General features: G+C 63.8%; 20 protein-coding genes. 11 read left to right on the plus strand and 9 right to left on the minus strand.

The window, feature by feature from the left end; translation table 11 throughout:
* The 5 genes from rplM to erpA form a co-directional block, all read left to right on the plus strand.
* The coding region (gene rplM / locus RMO23_RS00215; RefSeq protein ID WP_309677925.1) for a 50S ribosomal protein L13 at window positions 1-400 on the plus strand (400 nt) is incomplete at its 5' end.
* Window positions 397-789: a 30S ribosomal protein S9 gene (gene rpsI / locus RMO23_RS00220; RefSeq protein ID WP_309677927.1), complete on the plus strand. Its 393-nt coding sequence runs from the start codon at window positions 397-399 to the stop codon at window positions 787-789. The genes rplM and rpsI, both read left to right, overlap by 4 nt.
* Before the next feature lie 136 nt (window positions 790-925).
* The gene (locus RMO23_RS00225) at window positions 926-1,633 is read left to right on the plus strand and encodes a DUF6776 family protein (protein WP_309677929.1); all 708 of its coding nucleotides are present in this window, start codon (window positions 926-928) and stop codon (window positions 1,631-1,633) included.
* Between the two features lie 53 nt (window positions 1,634-1,686).
* Complete coding sequence (locus RMO23_RS00230; RefSeq protein WP_309677931.1) at window positions 1,687-2,088, plus strand: polymer-forming cytoskeletal protein; 402 nt, start codon at window positions 1,687-1,689, stop codon at window positions 2,086-2,088.
* A gap of 124 nt (window positions 2,089-2,212) precedes the next feature.
* Entirely contained in the window at window positions 2,213-2,578 is a 366-nt protein-coding gene (gene erpA / locus RMO23_RS00235) for an iron-sulfur cluster insertion protein ErpA (RefSeq protein ID WP_309677933.1), read from the plus strand.
* 68 nt (window positions 2,579-2,646) lie between these two features.
* On the opposite strand, the gene RMO23_RS00240 is transcribed toward erpA, so the two are convergent.
* Window positions 2,647-3,783: an anhydro-N-acetylmuramic acid kinase gene (locus RMO23_RS00240; protein ID WP_309677934.1), complete on the minus strand. Its 1,137-nt coding sequence runs from the start codon at window positions 3,781-3,783 to the stop codon at window positions 2,647-2,649.
* Window positions 3,784-4,041: 258 nt separating this feature from the next.
* Complete coding sequence (locus tag RMO23_RS00245) at window positions 4,042-5,433, minus strand: M23 family metallopeptidase (RefSeq protein ID WP_309677936.1); 1,392 nt, start codon at window positions 5,431-5,433, stop codon at window positions 4,042-4,044.
* 208 nt (window positions 5,434-5,641) lie between these two features.
* Here RMO23_RS00245 and tyrS point away from each other — a divergent pair, with 208 nt between their 5' ends.
* Window positions 5,642-6,874 carry a tyrosine--tRNA ligase gene (gene tyrS / locus RMO23_RS00250; protein WP_309677938.1) on the plus strand — a complete coding sequence of 411 codons (1,233 nt, stop codon included), beginning with the start codon at window positions 5,642-5,644 and terminating at the stop codon, window positions 6,872-6,874.
* 39 nt (window positions 6,875-6,913) lie between these two features.
* Here the strand turns inward: tyrS and RMO23_RS00255 are convergent, their stop codons facing one another.
* From RMO23_RS00255 to RMO23_RS00275, 5 genes are all read right to left on the minus strand, one after another.
* Window positions 6,914-7,315, minus strand: coding sequence for a cupin domain-containing protein (locus tag RMO23_RS00255; protein WP_309677940.1), 402 nt, complete (start codon window positions 7,313-7,315; stop codon window positions 6,914-6,916).
* Between the two features lie 95 nt (window positions 7,316-7,410).
* Window positions 7,411-8,124 carry an ankyrin repeat domain-containing protein gene (locus RMO23_RS00260; RefSeq protein ID WP_309677942.1) on the minus strand — a complete coding sequence of 238 codons (714 nt, stop codon included), beginning with the start codon at window positions 8,122-8,124 and terminating at the stop codon, window positions 7,411-7,413.
* 22 nt (window positions 8,125-8,146) lie between these two features.
* Window positions 8,147-8,638 carry a heme-binding protein gene (locus RMO23_RS00265; RefSeq protein WP_309677943.1) on the minus strand — a complete coding sequence of 164 codons (492 nt, stop codon included), beginning with the start codon at window positions 8,636-8,638 and terminating at the stop codon, window positions 8,147-8,149.
* A gap of 138 nt (window positions 8,639-8,776) precedes the next feature.
* Window positions 8,777-9,409 (minus strand): response regulator, encoded by a 633-nt coding sequence (locus RMO23_RS00270; RefSeq protein ID WP_309677945.1) that lies wholly within the window; start codon window positions 9,407-9,409, stop codon window positions 8,777-8,779.
* Window positions 9,406-10,875 carry an ATP-binding protein gene (locus RMO23_RS00275; RefSeq protein WP_309677947.1) on the minus strand — a complete coding sequence of 490 codons (1,470 nt, stop codon included), beginning with the start codon at window positions 10,873-10,875 and terminating at the stop codon, window positions 9,406-9,408. The genes RMO23_RS00270 and RMO23_RS00275 overlap by 4 nt, the downstream gene beginning before the upstream one ends.
* Before the next feature lie 41 nt (window positions 10,876-10,916).
* Here RMO23_RS00275 and RMO23_RS00280 point away from each other — a divergent pair, with 41 nt between their 5' ends.
* Together RMO23_RS00280 and dtd are read left to right on the plus strand one after the other, a co-directional pair.
* The gene (locus RMO23_RS00280) at window positions 10,917-11,831 is read left to right on the plus strand and encodes a cation diffusion facilitator family transporter (RefSeq protein WP_309677948.1); all 915 of its coding nucleotides are present in this window, start codon (window positions 10,917-10,919) and stop codon (window positions 11,829-11,831) included.
* Window positions 11,832-12,278: a D-aminoacyl-tRNA deacylase gene (gene dtd, locus RMO23_RS00285; protein WP_309677949.1), complete on the plus strand. Its 447-nt coding sequence runs from the start codon at window positions 11,832-11,834 to the stop codon at window positions 12,276-12,278.
* A gap of 71 nt (window positions 12,279-12,349) precedes the next feature.
* On the opposite strand, the gene ybeY is transcribed toward dtd, so the two are convergent.
* Window positions 12,350-12,805, minus strand: a complete 456-nt coding sequence (ybeY, locus tag RMO23_RS00290) for an rRNA maturation RNase YbeY (protein WP_309677950.1) — start codon at window positions 12,803-12,805, stop codon at window positions 12,350-12,352.
* A complete protein-coding gene (locus RMO23_RS00295; RefSeq protein WP_309677951.1) occupies window positions 12,795-13,808 on the minus strand; it encodes a PhoH family protein in 1,014 nt (337 codons plus the stop codon). Before RMO23_RS00295 ends, ybeY begins: the two co-directional genes overlap by 11 nt.
* Before the next feature lie 191 nt (window positions 13,809-13,999).
* On the opposite strand from RMO23_RS00295, the gene ruvA reads away from it, so the two are divergent.
* The 3 genes from ruvA to RMO23_RS00310 form a co-directional block, all read left to right on the plus strand.
* On the plus strand, window positions 14,000-14,572 hold the full coding sequence (gene ruvA / locus RMO23_RS00300) for a Holliday junction branch migration protein RuvA (protein WP_309677952.1): 573 nt from the start codon (window positions 14,000-14,002) through the stop codon (window positions 14,570-14,572).
* A 16-nt stretch (window positions 14,573-14,588) separates the two neighbouring features.
* Complete coding sequence (locus RMO23_RS00305) at window positions 14,589-15,476, plus strand: hypothetical protein (RefSeq protein ID WP_309677953.1); 888 nt, start codon at window positions 14,589-14,591, stop codon at window positions 15,474-15,476.
* Window positions 15,473-15,868, plus strand: a 396-nt coding sequence (locus RMO23_RS00310) for an AAA family ATPase (RefSeq protein ID WP_309677954.1), incomplete at its 3' end; no start/stop codon positions are given. The genes RMO23_RS00305 and RMO23_RS00310, both read left to right, overlap by 4 nt.

Consider the following 15,868-nt stretch of genomic DNA (forward strand, 5'->3'; position numbering starts at 1 on the left):
GGTCCTCGGACGAGTAGCCAGCGAAGTTGCTCTCCGTTTGCGCGGCAAACACAAGGCCATTTATACGCCTCACGTCGACACCGGTGACTTCATCGTCATCATCAACGCAGCCCAGCTGCGCGTGACCGGTGCCAAATCGACCGACAAGATTTACTACCGTCACTCCGGCTACCCCGGCGGCATCACGGCCACCAACTTCCGTGACATGCAAGCCAAGCACCCTGGCCGCGCTTTGGAAAAAGCCGTCAAGGGCATGCTGCCAAAAGGCCCGCTCGGCTACGCCATGATCAAGAAGCTCAAGGTTTACGGTGGCGCCGAGCATCCGCACACCGCCCAGCAGCCCAAAGTGCTGGAAATCGCTGGCATGTCCGCTAACGCAGTCAAGGAGTCAGCCAAATGATTGGTGATTGGAACAATGGCACCGGCCGTCGCAAATCCAGCGTCGCCCGCGTGTTTCTGAAAAAAGGCACTGGCAAGATCACGGTCAACGACAAGGACATCCAGGTGTTCTTTGGCCGTCAGACCTCGATCATGATCTGCCGCCAGCCGCTGTTTCTGACGAACCACGTCGAGACGTTTGACATCATGGTCAACGTCCACGGCGGCGGCGAGTCCGGCCAGGCCGGCGCGGTGCGCCACGGCATTACCCGTGCGCTGATTGACTATGACGCAGCCCTCAAGCCGGCCCTGAGCCAGGCTGGTTTCGTGACGCGTGATGCGCGCGAAGTCGAACGTAAAAAGGTCGGTTTCCGTTCAGCTCGCCGTCGCAAGCAGTTCAGCAAGCGCTGATTCGATTCAGTCGCTTTCTGCCAAAAAAGCCGCCAAGGTTTGCGCCTGGCGGCTTTTTTCATGTCGCCTGCCTTGCAGGCGCGCGCCCCGACCCGGTGCACAATGCTCCCCGGCCCATCCATTGCAGGACCTGCCCTTGAAATTTCGTCTGTTTCGCCGTCGCCTGACCATCAGCTCCCCGCGCATGTCGGTGCGCAGCGCGCTGCCCTGGCCGCTGCGCTGGATTGCGGGCGCGGTGATGCTGGGCTTTTCGGCCGCCATCGCCCTGTGGGCGTTTGAGTTTGGCAGGGACATTGCCGGCCTGGACGGCAACGCCAAGGCCGAGCTGGCGCTGCTTCGCGAAGAGGTGGCCGGCCTGCGCTCGGACCGCGACAAGGCGCAGTCGATTGCCAACACCTCGGGCAGCCTGCTGACGGCGGAAAAGGCGGCGCAGGAAAAAATGATGAGCCAGATCAAGCAGCTGGAGCTGGAGAACCGCAGCCTGCGCGACGACCTCGGCTTTTTTGAAAAGCTGCTGCCCGCCGGCAGCACCGAAGTGGCCACCATCCGCAGCCTGCAGGCCGAGCTGCTGTCGGAAATGCAGCTCAAATGGCAGGTGCTGGTGATCCAGCCGGTCAAGGATGCCCCCAATTTCAACGGCAAGCTGGAGCTGACCCTGAACGGCACCCAGGCCGGCAAGCCCTGGGTGATGGCGCTGCCGGGCGGCGCGCAGGCCTTGCAGTTCAAACAGTACCGGCGCGTGGAAGGTGTCCTCGACTTGCCGCCCCAAGCCGTGGTAAAAACCGTGACCGCCAAAGTCATCGAGGGCGGCACGGTCCGTTCCGTGCAGATTTTCAAGTTCTGACCTGCGGGGTTCAGGCCCTGCATCCTTCAACGTCTTCCCCTACAGGATTCCCCATGTTCGGCAAAAAAAAGCAACCGCCCATCAAAAGCCTGATTGCCCAGGGCACATGCATAGAGGGCAACCTCAGGTTTTCCGACGGCCTGCGGGTCGACGGCGAGGTGATTGGCGACATTCGCGCCAGCGAGGGCACGACCAGCATTCTGGTCATCAGTGAATCCGCCAGCGTGACCGGCCTGATCCATGCCGACCATGTCATCATCAATGGCCGCGTCAAGGGCCCGGTGCATGCCTCGGAGCTGCTGGAATTGCAGCCCAAGGCGAAAATTGAAGGCGAAGTGTCTTACAAGGCGCTTGAAATGCACCAGGGCGCCGTCATCTCTGGACAGTTACGGCCGACCACGCTGCAGGAACTGGAAGAAAAGCCCACGCTGAAGCTCGCGGCCAACAATCTTTGATCAATACAGCTAGTGAGTACTCACAATTGACGGCCGCCCAAAGTCGCTGAAACGGTGTGGTTGATCGATTTACTGTACTATTTAGCCTGATCGTCCAGACGAGCCTTGAATATTGGAGTTCCCCATGAGCGCAGTTGCCGAAAACATCCAGACCGTGATGCCCGACCCCTTTGTCTTTACCGACAGCGCGGCGGCCAAAGTGGCCGAGCTGATTGCCGAGGAAGGCAACCCAGACCTGAAACTGCGCGTGTTCGTTCAGGGCGGCGGCTGCTCGGGTTTCTCCTATGGTTTCACGTTTGACGAAATCACCAACGACGATGACACCACCATGACCAAGAACGGTGTCTCGCTGTTGATCGACGCCATGAGCTACCAGTACCTGGTCGGCGCCGAGATTGACTACAAGGACGACCTCGAAGGCGCTCAGTTCGTGATCAAGAACCCCAACGCCACCAGCACCTGCGGCTGCGGCTCCAGCTTCTCGGCTTAGGCTCTTAACCGGCCTGGCCCCTTAAAAAGCCGCCTTCAAGGCGGCTTTTTAGCGTCTGACGTTAATGTTCAGGCCGGGTAAATCGCCCCCAGCACGCGCGGCCCGGCGGCGCCGGTGACGCTGGCCAGGTTGCCGGGCTGGCGCCGTATGGCCTGGCGCGCCAGCCAGGCAAAGGCCGCTGCCTCCACCTGCAGCGGCGGCAGTCCGTGCTGATCCGACGCACTGACCCGCAGCGACGGCAAGCCCGCCTGCAGGCGCCGCATCAGGTGCTGGTTGAAGGCGCCGCCACCACAGACGATCAGCTCTTTGCTATCTTTTCCATAGCTGTTGATGCCCTTTATACAGGGGCTAAGCGTGAATTCGGCCAGGGTGTGCTGAATGTCCTGGGGCTGCTCGGCGCTGAAGCCCTGCAATTTGCCGGCCAGCCAGGACAGGCTGAAGAGGTCTCGGCCCGTGCTTTTGGGCGGCGGCTGGCTGAAATACGGCTCATTGAGCAGGCTGGCCAGCAGGGCCGGGACCAGTTTTCCGCTGGCCGCCCAGGCGCCGCCCGCATCAAAGGGCTGGCCGGTGTGCTGCTGGCACCAGGCGTCCATCAGCGCATTGCCGGCGCCGCAGTCAAAGCCCAGCACCGGTGCGCCGGCGCCGGCCGGCAAGATGCTGAGGTTGGAGATGCCGCCCAGGTTCAGCACGGCCACCGTGGCCTCGGTGCGGCCAAACAGGCTTTGGTGAAAAGCCGGCACCAGCGGCGCGCCCTGGCCGCCCGCCGCCACGTCGCGGCTCCTGAAATCGGCCACCACATTCATACCGGTCAGCTCGGCCAGCAAGGCCGGGTTGTTGAGCTGCAGCGTGTAGCCCACGCCCGCCGGCTCGGCCGATGTTCTTTGCGGTTGATGCCGCACCGTCTGCCCATGTGCGCCTATGGCCTGGATTTGCGAGGGCGCAATACCTTGCGTAGCCGCGTTTTCCAGCAGTGTTTTGACCACCCGCGCATAGACTGCCGCGAGTTGGCTGCCCGCCAGGGCGGCGCGGTGCAACTCGTTGTCGGTGGGGGTGTTCAGCGCCAGCAGCTCGGCCCGAAAGCGGCTTTCAAACGGTTCGGTGGCAGCGGCCAGCACCCGCAGACGGGCGCCGGAAAAGTCCACCAGCACGCCGTCGGCGCCATCAAGGGAGGTGCCTGACATCAGGCCAATGAAGTAGTCTGCCATGCGGCCATTTTGCCGCAGTGGCGAGACGGGGGTTAAAGGCTCAGCACCAGCACCGCGAGCGAAGAATCACGTTTCGGCGCCGGGCCGTCCCAAGCCGAACAGCCCTCTTTGGGGGGGTAGCGCAGTACGCGACACAACAAGCGTGGGGGTTTGCGCTTCCCACCAGCCAGGGCCGCGGAACCGGCTTTGCCGGGCCGCAGGCGCAGCGGCCCCCTCGGGGGGCAGCGTATTACACGCAGTGAAAAGCGTGGGGGCTAATCACTGCGTCCGGGTCTGGGTGATGCTTGATGCGGCCTGCAACTGGCTCTTCACGTCGGCCGCGAGCTTGCGGAACATGGGCAGCGAAGCGGTGGACAGTTGCACCGTCTGGCTCTGCTTGGCGATGTTCATCGGGTCTTGCTGCGCGCCGTTGACGCGGAATTCAAAGTGCAGGTGCGGGCCGGTGGCCCAGCCGGTGGAGCCGACCAGGCCCACGGTATCGCTCTGGGCCACGCTTTGGCCGGCCCGCACCAGGATTTTGCTCAGGTGCGCGTAAACCGTTTCGTGGTTGTCGCGGTGCTTGATGATGACCACATTGCCGTAGCCATTTTGAACGCCGGCAAATTCCACCGTGCCGTCGCCGACGGTGCGCGCGGGCGTGCCGGTGGTGGCGGCAAAGTCGGTGCCGAGGTGGGCGCGCCATTTTTGCAGGACCGGATGAAAGCGCATCGAAAAGCCGCTGCTGATGCGCGAGAACTCCACTGGCGAGCTCAGGTAGGCGCGGCGCAGGCTCTGGCCGTCCAGGCGGTAATAGCCGCCCTTGTCCTTTTGCGTGTTGACGGCAACCGCGGCGTCCTGGCCCGGTGCCTGGAACCACATCGCCTGGTGCGCTGTGCCCGCGTTGACAAATTCGGCCGACAGCACGCGCCCGGTGCGCAGGGTTTCGCCATCGGCTTCCAGGCTTTCGTAGACCACGTTGAAGCGGTCGCCCTTGCGCAGGTCGCTGTGAAAATCGATGTCGCCCGAGAAAATCTCCGCGAGCTGCACCGCCACCTTGTCGGGCAGGTGCGCGTCATCGGTGGCGGCAAACAGCGAGGTCTGGATGCTGCCGCTGGCCAGCCGGGCCGAACTGGTGTAGGGCGCGGTTTCAATGCGTGAGCTGAACCCGGCGGTGCCGCGTTCGATGACCAGACGATTGAACAGCGCTTCGTTCTCGCTGGGCCAGCGCATGCTGAGCTTGAGCAGTTGCTGGCTGTCGCTGGCTTCTGCCGTCACGGTCTTGCCGGGGCGGCCGGCCAGTATCAGTTGGGCGTTGGCGTCGATGCGCAAAAAGGCGGCGGCAGCCGGGTCATTGAGGTTCAGGCGCTTGAGCAGGCTGCTGGCGGTGTCGCTGCCGCGTGTGCTTTCGGTGCGAAACAGCTTGAAGTTGAAATCGGCCAGCGCATCGGTCTGGGCCTGCGTGGGCAGGCTTTGCACGGTTTCCAGTACCTGGTGAACCGGCAAATCAGCGGCATCAGGCGCCAGCGGAGCCACACCGAACGCGGTCACGCCGGTGCCCAGTAACAGTGCAGCAAGGCTGGTGGTAATACGCTTGGGGTGACGACGCAGGCTGTCGGCGATGGGAGTCAGGATCTGGGACGGTGAGGGCAGGCGCAAAACGAAAATTCCCATCTGGAGTGCATCGGGCGAAACGGGCGCGCCGGACTGCGATATAAGGGCATCGGTGACCGTCCCCGGGTTGCTTGGCAAGGGGGCCGGCTCACTGACTCAAAATTTCTGTTCCTGATCAGCAAATTGCGGGCCAACTAAAATGGCGCTCTGACGCAGGACAGCGGCCATTATATCTGTCGGACAAAACCCCGGCATGCGAAAAACCCTTATGAATCAAGAGCTTGTTACAAAATACCCCGTCACCGATCGTGTAAAGATGGCACTCGCCGTCACCCTGCGCGGCTGCGACGAACTCATTCCGCAGGACGACTGGGTGAAAAAACTGGCCCGCAGCGAGGCCAGCGGCGTGCCGCTGCGCATCAAATTGGGGCTGGATCCGACCGCGCCTGACATTCATGTCGGCCACACGGTGGTGCTGAACAAAATGCGTCAACTGCAGGATCTGGGCCATACGGTCATTTTCCTGATTGGCGACTTCACCAGCCTGATCGGCGACCCCTCGGGCCGCAACACGACGCGCCCGCCGCTGACGCCCGAGCAGATCAAGGTCAATGCCGAAACCTATTACCGCCAGGCCAGCCTGGTGCTGGACCCGGCCAAAACCGAGATTCGCTACAACAGCGAATGGAGCGACCCGCTGGGCGCGCGCGGCATGATCCAGCTGGCGTCGCGTTACACCGTGGCCCGCATGATGGAGCGCAATGACTTTCACGACCGCTTCAAGGCCGGCCAGTCGATCAGCGTGCACGAGTTTTTGTACCCGCTGATGCAGGGCTACGACTCGGTGGCGCTCAAAAGTGACCTGGAACTGGGCGGCACCGACCAGAAGTTCAACCTGCTGATGGGCCGCCACCTGCAGGCCGAATACGGCCAGGAGCCCCAGTGCATCCTGACCATGCCGCTGCTCGAAGGCCTGGACGGCATCGAGAAGATGTCCAAGTCCAAGAACAACTACATCGGCATCAGCGAGGACGCCAACAGCATGTTTGCCAAGGTCTTGTCGATTTCGGACGTGCTGATGTGGAAGTGGTACACCCTGCTGTCTTTCAGGAGCGAAGCCGACATCGCGGCCCTGAAGGCCGAGGTGCAGGCCGGCCGCAATCCCAAGGACGCCAAGGTGGCGCTGGCCAAGGAGATCACCGCGCGCTTTCACTCAGCCGCCGCCGCCGAGGCCGCCGAACAGGACTTCATCAACCGCAGCAAGGGCGGCGTGCCGGACGAAATCCCCGAGCTGTCGCTGTCGGGCGCGCCGCTGGGCATAGGCGCCCTGCTCAAGGCTGCGGGACTGGCGCCTTCGGGCAGCGAAGCGACCCGCCTGATCGAAGGTGGCGGCGTGCGGGTGGACTCCAGCCTGGTCAGCGACAAGGCGCTGAAACTGGGCGCTGGCACCTATGTGGTGCAGGTGGGCAAGCGCAAGTTTGCCCGCGTCACCGTGCAGTAAGCCAGCGCCACAGGGTCAAGGGTTCAAGGGTTCAAGGGTTCAAGGGGCGGGCGTGGCCAGCGGCTTGCCCTTTTCAACCACATAGACGCCCACCAGCTTGATCGGCACCGAGGCGTTGTTGTGGGCGTCATGCACCACGCCGGCGGGTATGACAAAGGATTCACCGGCCTTGACCTGGAGCGGCGGCTGTCCGTCGATCAGCAGTGTGGCCTCGCCTTCCAGCACGTAGCTGATTTCATCGCCGGGATGGGTATGGCGGCCGGCCTTGGCACCGGGGGCCACTTCGACGCGGGCAATCACCGCCTCGCGCCCGGGCACCGACACATCGGCCCGGCCGACCATCACGCGCGTGAGGCCCGAGGCCTGCGCGTAAAGGCCGCCCGCAGCCAGCGTGAGCAGGGCGGTGAGTGCGATGGCCGTGCCGCGTTTGTGAATTTTCATGAAGCCTCCTGGGTGTGATGACATCGCAGCCACGGCAACTACCGTGCGCCATTCATCTTAGCGACGCGGCGGCGCGCCTGGCCCGGTGACAACCCTCAGCGCGCTCCGGCTTTTTCCAGCATCTTCACCATCTCGCCATAGCCGCGCGACTTTGCCAGTTGCAGCGGCGTGTTGCCCTGGCGGTCGGCCAGTTGCAGACTGGCGCCGGCGTCTATCAGGGCTTTGAGCGTGGCCTGGTGCCTGGGCCCGCCGTTGCCCAGCACGATGGATTCGATCACGGCGGTCCAGTGCAGGTTGTTCACATGGTCCAGCGGCGCACCGGCGGCAATCAGTTGCTTGACGACGCCGTCATGGCCCAGGTGGGCGGCGGCGATCAGGGCGGTGCCGTCATAGCGGCTGGTGACCTGCCGGGCGCTGGCGCCCAGTGACAGCAGCACACGCAGGGTGTCCTCGTCGTCGGCCACCGAGGCCATCGTGACGCCGTCGTAAATATCCTTGTCCAGCAGATTGAGGCTGGCGCCGGCCTTGACCAGTGCGCGAATGGCGCCAGTCTGGCGGGCGAAGGTGGCCACATGCAGTGGCGTGCGGCCGTTGCCGTCGCGGGCATCCAGGTCGGTTTTTGAGGGGCTGAGCTTTTCAATCCGGGCCACGTCGCCCTTGTGGGCGGCGGCATGCAGGCCCTTGTAGGCGGCCGCTTCGGCGGCGCTGGGCGCGACCTGGGCCGCCACTGGCGCCGCCATGCTACCCAGCCCGCAGGCTGCGGCCAGCAGCAGATGCTTCAGGGGCAGGTGAAATGGGCGAGGTTTCATGGCGGACTCCTTCTTTCGATGATTACTTCAGCTGGTCCTTGACCTTGTCCAGCGCGGCCACGGCGCAGGCTTCGTCGAGGTGGCCGCCGGGTGCGCCACCGACGCCGATCGCGCCAATGGTGTCATTGCCGACCTTGACCGGCACGCCGCCGCCCAGCAGCAAAAAGCCCGGCAGGTAAACCAGATTGGCTGCGCCAGGGTTTTTCTGCGCACCTTCCATCATGGCCAGGGTGTTGCTTTTGGTTGACGCGGAAGTCCAGGCCTTTTGCTGGCTGGAGGCCAGCGTGTGGGGGCCGGCATTGTCGGCGCGTTGCACGGCACGCACAACACCGGCGCGGTCCACCACGGTCGCGCCCACGGCGTAGCCATTGGCCGAGCAGGCGGCCACGGCGGCGGCGGCGATCTGGTTGGCCAGTTCGAGGGAGATGTTTTTCTCGGTCCGTACGCCCTGGGCGCTGGCAGCAGCGGCCACAAGGGACAGGGCGAGAGCGGAAACCTTGATAACGTTGCGCATGGTGTTCTCCAGAAATTTTGGAAATGAAACGGTTCAATCAACCGTGGGAGAACTGTAAAAAATGGCGGCGATATTGCCCATTCGTAGGGCTACGCGCTGGACTCCGTAGAACTACGGAGTGGCTGCGCTCAGCGCGCTTCAGCCAGCCGCGTCCACCAAAGCCGCGTAGTGCCGTATCAGCTGCGCCAGCGACTCGGCTTCGAGCTTGGCAAACAGGTTGGCGCGGTGGCTTTCCACGGTGCGCGGCGACAGCTCCAGGGCGCGGCCAATTTCTTTGTTGGTCAGGCCCGAGGTGATCAGGCCCAGCACCTCACGCTCGCGTTCCGACAGCTGGGCATAACGCTCCTGCGCCTGCCGGTCGGCCTGGTTGCGCGCGCGTGACTTGACATGCTGGCGCACCGCGTTTTGCAGGGCTTCGAGCAGCGCTTCGTCATTGACCGGCTTTTCCAGAAACTCGGCCGCGCCGGACTTGAAGGCGCGGCGGCACATCTCGACCGTGCCGTGGCCGGTCAGCATGATGATGGGCTGGTCCACGCCCTGCGCCTTCAGCGTATCGAGCACGCTCAGGCCGCTGATGCCGGGCATGCGCACGTCCAGCACGATGGCGCCCACCGTCTGCCGGTCAAATTCGTTGATGAAACCTTGCGGGTCGGCCCAGCTTTGCACGCGCAGGCCGACCGTACTGATCAGCAGGGCCAGGCTGCTGCGCACCGCTTCGTCATCATCGATCAGGTGAACCAAAGGCGAAAGGGATGACAGGGATGAGGTCATGGCATGGCGGCGAGCGGCAAGGACAGCCGGAACACGGCCCCGCGCGGCGCGTTGTGCGCGGCCGTCAGGCTGCCGCCCATGCCGCTGGCCAGGGTTTCGCACAGGCTCAGGCCCAGCCCCAGGCCGGCCTCGCGCGTGGTGAAAAATGGTTCAAAAATGCGCGGCAGCACGTCGGGCGCTATGCCAGGCCCGCTGTCGGCAATGCTGATCAGGCCCAGCTTGCCCTGCGCGCCCAGCGTCAGCTTGAGCTGGCGCTCGCGAGCGGGCACCTGTTCCAGCGCCTGCAGGGCGTTCATCAGCAGGTTGTGGATGATTTGCTCCAGCGCCACCGGCTCGGCCTGCACGGTGGTTTGGCCGGATGCCGCATCGAGCTGCGGCACCACGTCGCGCCGCTTGAACTCCGGCTCCAGCAGGTACAGGGCGTTGCGCACCGCGTCTTCGAGCACCACCGGCTGGCGCTGCGCGGCGCTGTCCGGACGCTCCACCGCGCGGCGCAGCCGCCCCACCACTTCGGAGGCGCGGCGCGCCTGCTCGACCGCCTGCGTCATGGCGTCGCGGGCGCTGGCCAGCTCGGGTGGCTCGTCATCGAGCAGGCGGCTGGCGGCCTGGGTGTTGGCCAGCACGGCGGTCAGCGGCTGGTTCAGCTCATGGGCCATGCCGGCGGCCAGCTCGCCCAGGGTATTGAGGCGCGCCACCTGGCCCAGGCGCAGCAGTTCTTCGGCGCGCTGGCGCTCGCTGCGCTGGCGCAGCAACGCCCGCCAGGCCAGCAGCAAGGCGGCCACCAGCGCGGCCCAGCCCAGCATCCAGCCCCAGGGCAGCTCGCCCCAGCCGACCTGGCGCAGCGCCACCACATCAAAGGGCTGGCTCTCGGTGGCCAGATGTTTGTGAAATTCAAAGCGCCAGCCGCCGCCTTGAATGTGGCCCGGCTGCAGCACAAAGGTCTGGCCCTCATGCTCCAGCGTCACGCGCACCGGGCTGGTGTCGGGTGCCATCGGCCATTCGCTCCAGGGCACCACGGCGCGCAGGTCCAGCTGCAGGGCATAACTGGTGGGCTCGGCCGCCAGCACCAGCTGGTAGCGGCCACGCGCCAGGTCGGCACCGGCCAGCACCGGGCGGCGCAGCGCGCGCGACAGGGTTTCGGCCACCCGCAGCCGCTCGTCGGGCCAGCTGGCGCCTCGGCCCTGCCGCTGCACGCCCAGGATTTGCGGATAGACCGACGGCAGGCGCTGCTCGGGCGGGGTGGCCTGGCTGGCGTCGGCCGCGGGCTGCAGCAGCGCCAGCGTGGCCATCACCGCGTCATGCTGCACCACGCGCTGGCTCAGTAGCCGGTGCGCAATGCGCGCGTCGGTTTCAAACGCGGCCTGCAGCCGTGCCAGCTCCAGCCGCGCCAGCGCCACGCCGCCCAGCGCGCTGACGGCGCACCAGAGCAGGAGCCAGATCAGGCGGCGGTGTAGCACTTGCAGCATCGCCGCATTTTTGCATAGGCGGCATCGCGGACAATGGCGGCATGCCCGAATTCGACCTGAAAACCCTCACGCCGCAGCGCCTGCTGCGGGCCTCGGTGGTGGTGGCGGCCGTCACCATCGTGCTCAAGACCGGCGCCTGGTACATCACCGACTCGGTCGGGCTGCTGTCGGATGCGATGGAGTCTTTTGTCAACCTGGCCAGCGCCCTATTTGGCCTGGCCATGGTCACGATTGCCCAGCGGCCCGCCGACGCGGACCATCCCTATGGCCATCACAAGGCCGAATATTTTTCATCCGGCTTTGAGGGCGCGCTGATCATAGGGGCGGCCATGGCCATCATCTGGGCCGCCGCCCACCGCATATTTGACCCGCAGCCGCTGCAGCAGCTGGGCTGGGGACTGGCGCTGTCCATCGTCAGCTCGGCACTCAACGGCCTGCTGGCCTGGGTCATGTTCGGCTCGGCCAGGCAGCACCGCTCGATTGCCCTGGAGGCCGACGCCCGGCACCTGGTCACCGATGTCTGGACTTCGGTCGGCGTGGTCGTCGGTCTCGGGGCGGTGGCCCTGACCGGCTGGCTGTGGCTGGACGCGCTGGTGGCCATGGGCGTGGCCCTGAACATCCTGCGCGAAGGCTTTCATCTGATGTGGCGCTCGTCCCAGGGCCTGATGGACGAAGCCGTCGAGCCCGAGGTGCTGGCCGAGATCCACAAGACGCTGGACCAGTTCAGGCACCCCACCATCCGCTTTGACCACCTCAGCACGCGCCGCTCTGGCCAGCGCCGTTTTCTGGATATGCACATGCACATGCCGGCCAGCTGGTCGCTCGGGCGTGCCGCAGCGGTGCGCACCAGCGTCGAGCAGGCCCTGATGAGCGCCGTGCCCGGCCTGCGCGCCTCCATCCAGCTGCTGCCCAGCGACGTTGAAGCGCATTTTGACGACCAGAAAGACCTGATCTGAATGAAAGCCGTGCTGCAGCGGGTCGCCGAGGCGCGCGTGGTGATTGAGGGGCAAACCGTGGGCCAGATCGGCGCTGGCCTGCTGGTACTGCTGTGCGCCGAGCGTGGCGACGCCGAGGCGCAGGCCGACAAACTGCTGGCCAAAATCCTGAAGCTGCGGATTTTTTCAGACGTGGCCGGCAAGATGAACCTGAGCGTCAGCGACATCCAGGGCGGCCTGCTGATCGTGAGCCAGTTCACGCTGGCCGCCGATGTGAGCGGCGGCAACCGGCCCAGCTTCACCGCTGCGGCAGCGCCCGAAGAAGGGCTCAGGCTGTATGACTACTTTGTGGCGCAGGCACGCGCTTTCCATGCGCAGGTCGAAACCGGGCAGTTTGCAGCCGACATGCAGGTGCAGCTGGTCAACGACGGGCCGGTGACGATTCCACTGCGGATTGACCCAGATTAAACAGCTATCAAATCAATAGCATTGTGCGCCTATTCTTATTGGGCCAGGTGCTAATTTGATGCCTGAAATGGCTAAATATAGGGGTTGCTGACACCCAACCCAGCCAGAATCTCAGCCTCGCGCGCCTCCATCGCCTCGGCATCCTGCTCGCTGCTTTCATGGTCCCAGCCCTGCGCATGCAGAGTGCCGTGTACCAGCAGGTGGGCATAGTGGGCCTGCAGGGTTTTCCTGTTTTCTTTGGCCTCCTGGGCCACCACCGGCGCGCACAGTACCAGGTCGGCGGTCACCACGGGTTCTTGCGTGTAGTCAAAGGTCAGCACATTGGTGGCGTAGTCCTTTTGCCGGTAGTCGCGGTTCAGCGCCTGGCCTTCTTCGGCATCGACGATGCGCACCGTGATTTCGGCATCGCTGGCCAGTGCGTGGCGTATCCAGCGCGCCACGCTGTGGCGCGGCAGGGCGGCGCGGTGCCGCGCGGCGTCTTTCAGCGCACCGAACTGCAGCGACAAACTCAGCTGTTTAAGAGCCATTTCGGCTCCTAACCCTTGATAGACGGGCGGGAGCAGCTATCGAATCAATAGCGTCTTTGGCCTCGGCGGCGGCGCTGTCCTGCTTGTCGTAGGCGTCCACAATGCGCGCCACCAGCGGGTGCCGCACCACGTCGGCGCTGGTCAGGTGGGTCATCGCAATGCCCTTGGTGTCTCTAAGCACCCGTTCGGCATCGATCAGCCCGCTCAGTTGCGTGCGCGGCAGATCGACCTGGGTCACGTCGCCGGTGATCACGGCCTTGGCGCCAAAGCCTATGCGCGTCAAAAACATCTTCATCTGCTCGGGCGTGGTGTTTTGCGCCTCGTCCAGAATCACGAACGCATGGTTTAGCGTGCGGCCGCGCATGAAGGCCAGCGGCGCAATCTCGATCTGCTGGCGCTCGAAGGCTTTCTGCACGCGCTCAAAACCCATCAGCTCATAGAGCGCGTCATACAGCGGGCGCAAATAGGGGTCGACCTTCTGGCTCAGGTCGCCCGGCAAAAAGCCCAGGCGCTCACCGGCTTCCACCGCCGGGCGCGTCAGCACAATGCGCTGCACCGCGCTGCGCTCCAGCGCATCGACGGCGCAGGCCACCGCCAGGTAGGTCTTGCCGGTGCCGGCCGGGCCAATACCGAAGGTGATGTCGTGGGTGGCGATGTTTTCCAGGTACTGGCCCTGGTTGACGGTGCGGGCGCGCAGGTCGGCGCGCCGGGTCGACAACGCGGCCACGCCGTCGGGCGACAGGCTGAGCGCCGTGTCGCCGGCCAGCATCAGCTGCACGGTTTCCTCGGCAATCGGCCGCTGCGCCATTTCGTACAGCGCCTGCAGCACCTCCAGCGCCTGGGTGGCCCGCACCTTGGTGCCGTCGATCTTGAACTGCTCAAAGCGGTGCGCAATCGTCACCTGCAGCGCCGCCTCGACGGTGCGGATGTGTGAGTCCATCGGCCCGCACAGATGGGCCATGCGGGTGTTGTTGGGCGGCGTGAAGGTGTAGCGAAGAATCAAAAGTGGCTTCCCCAGGCTGGTTTTACGGGCAGGATGCAGACAGATAAGTGATTGTCCCCCGATTTCAGGCCAGGGGCGACTGTAATAAGCATCCCCCACGCGCACTTCGTTTGCTGCCCCCCGCGGGGGCGCTCATTGCCCTTCGGGCGGCCGGGCGGGCACTGATAAGATTTGTCCATGATGGGACAAACATGATCGGAAGAATCGCTGGCCTGCTGGCCGAAAAAAATCCACCGGAACTGCTGGTGGACTGCAACGGCGTCGGCTATGAGGTGCTGGTGCCCATGAGCACCTTTTACAACCTGCCGGGGCTGGGCGACAAAGTCAGCCTGCTGACGCACTTTGTGGTGCGCGAGGATGCGCAGATTCTGTACGGCTTTGGCAGCGCTTCCGAGCGCGCCGCCTTTCGCCAGCTCATCAAGATTTCGGGCGTCGGCCCGCGCACCGCGCTCAGCGTGCTCAGCGGCATGAGTGTGGAAGATCTGGCGCAGGCCGTGACCCGGCAGGAAGCCGGCCGCATCATCAAGGTGCCTGGCATAGGCAAGAAAACCGCCGAACGCCTGCTGCTCGAGCTCAAGGGCAAGCTCGGTGCCGACATAGGCGCGCCGGTCAGCGTGGCCAACGACGCGCAATCCGACATCCTGCAGGCGCTGGTCGCGCTGGGTTACAGCGACCGTGATGCGGCGCTGGCGCTGAAAGCCTTGCCCAAGGATGTTGGGGTCAGTGATGGCATCAAGCTGGCGCTGAAAAGCCTGGCGAAATAAGTGGGCTTGATTTCCTATGGATAAAAGACTGGACGAAATAGCTGAGGCGGAGGCAATCTTTGTAGATGCAATGCCAGACCGAAACGAGCGTGAGATTGTTTTGCGGCAACTTCTTAGATCTGCGGATGTAGCAAATGCTATCGCTCCATCGGCTTGGGCGGTTACCCTGCTTCGCGATGGCTTTCGGTTGAATGTTGGGCAAGTAGAGGTCCTCGTCTTCAAGGTTGGTATCGTTCGCATGAACATCGCGGGTCACGTCGGTGCTGCTCCATTTGTGGGCGAAGGTTTCTTCGGCGCCAACTATCGCTCTCTGTCAAAGCCTCAGTGCGCATTTGAAGGTGACGCTTTGCAGCTCAAAAGAGTCGTTGGCTCAATCCAAGCGGGTCATGACCGGTTTATTCGACTGGCGGCATTGACTGCCGCTGGAATTCCGCGCAAAGGAACTCCGTTCCGCCGAAGTCACAGCGAAGGGCTGATGCTTTACGCTCGCAATTTTCTTGCCTCGGATGCAAGCGAAGTGGATAGGTCCGATGAATGGGTTCCCCAAGAAGAGATGGTCGGTGATAACCTGTTTGTGGAGGGGGCGAGGCTCACAGTTCAGGTAAACGCATTCGAGAGGAATCCCAAAGCACGCGCTCAATGTTTGGCCCACTACGGGATGAGATGCGCAGTATGTGATTTCAGCTTTGAGGCAGTTTATGGCCCAGTGGCCAATAGCTATATTCATGTCCACCATCTAAAACCACTTGCTTCAATCGGCAAGGAATATGTTGTTGACCCGCTAGTTGACCTGCGCCCGGTGTGTGCGAACTGCCACGCGGTCATTCACCTGCGCATGCCACCTTACGAAATAGATGAAGTGAGGGCCATGCTTTACGACGTGACAGGCGGTACACAACGATGACCATCCAGACCGACAACTTCGACATGGCCGACCTGCCGCTTTCCAAGCGGGTGATCTCGGCCGCGCCGGTATCGCCCGCCGAAGAGGCGATTGAGCGGGCGCTGCGGCCCAAGCTGTTTGATGACTATGTGGGCCAGACCAAGGTGCGTGAGCAGCTGGAGATTTTCATTGGCGCCGCCAACAAGCGCAACGAGGCCCTTGACCATGTGCTGCTGTTCGGCCCGCCGGGTCTGGGCAAGACCACCTTGAGCCACATCATTGCGCATGAACTCGGCGTGAACCTGCGCCAGACTTCGGGCCCGGTGCTGGAAAAGCCGAAAGACCTGGCGGCGCTGCTGACCAATCTGGAAAAAAACGATGTGCTGTTCATCGACGAGATTCACCGGCTGAGC

The sequence above is a fragment of the Polaromonas sp. genome, assembly GCF_031411155.1.
Taxonomy (GTDB): domain Bacteria; phylum Pseudomonadota; class Gammaproteobacteria; order Burkholderiales; family Burkholderiaceae_C; genus Polaromonas.

Coding starts and splice junctions, on each gene's coding strand:
- RMO23_RS00280 (WP_309677948.1), top strand. CDS start 10,917: ATGCCCGAATTCGACCTGAAAACCCTCACGCCGCAGCGCCTGCTGCGG.
- RMO23_RS00260 (WP_309677942.1), bottom strand. CDS start 8,124: ATGAAACCTCGCCCATTTCACCTGCCCCTGAAGCATCTGCTGCTGGCC.
- dtd (WP_309677949.1), top strand. CDS start 11,832: ATGAAAGCCGTGCTGCAGCGGGTCGCCGAGGCGCGCGTGGTGATTGAG.
- RMO23_RS00255 (WP_309677940.1), bottom strand. CDS start 7,315: ATGAAAATTCACAAACGCGGCACGGCCATCGCACTCACCGCCCTGCTC.
- RMO23_RS00230 (WP_309677931.1), top strand. CDS start 1,687: ATGTTCGGCAAAAAAAAGCAACCGCCCATCAAAAGCCTGATTGCCCAG.
- ruvA (WP_309677952.1), top strand. CDS start 14,000: ATGATCGGAAGAATCGCTGGCCTGCTGGCCGAAAAAAATCCACCGGAA.
- RMO23_RS00270 (WP_309677945.1), bottom strand. CDS start 9,409: ATGACCTCATCCCTGTCATCCCTTTCGCCTTTGGTTCACCTGATCGAT.
- RMO23_RS00240 (WP_309677934.1), bottom strand. CDS start 3,783: ATGGCAGACTACTTCATTGGCCTGATGTCAGGCACCTCCCTTGATGGC.
- RMO23_RS00275 (WP_309677947.1), bottom strand. CDS start 10,875: ATGCTGCAAGTGCTACACCGCCGCCTGATCTGGCTCCTGCTCTGGTGC.
- RMO23_RS00245 (WP_309677936.1), bottom strand. CDS start 5,433: ATGGGAATTTTCGTTTTGCGCCTGCCCTCACCGTCCCAGATCCTGACT.
- tyrS (WP_309677938.1), top strand. CDS start 5,642: ATGAATCAAGAGCTTGTTACAAAATACCCCGTCACCGATCGTGTAAAG.
- RMO23_RS00305 (WP_309677953.1), top strand. CDS start 14,589: ATGGATAAAAGACTGGACGAAATAGCTGAGGCGGAGGCAATCTTTGTA.
- rpsI (WP_309677927.1), top strand. CDS start 397: ATGATTGGTGATTGGAACAATGGCACCGGCCGTCGCAAATCCAGCGTC.
- erpA (WP_309677933.1), top strand. CDS start 2,213: ATGAGCGCAGTTGCCGAAAACATCCAGACCGTGATGCCCGACCCCTTT.
- RMO23_RS00265 (WP_309677943.1), bottom strand. CDS start 8,638: ATGCGCAACGTTATCAAGGTTTCCGCTCTCGCCCTGTCCCTTGTGGCC.
- ybeY (WP_309677950.1), bottom strand. CDS start 12,805: ATGGCTCTTAAACAGCTGAGTTTGTCGCTGCAGTTCGGTGCGCTGAAA.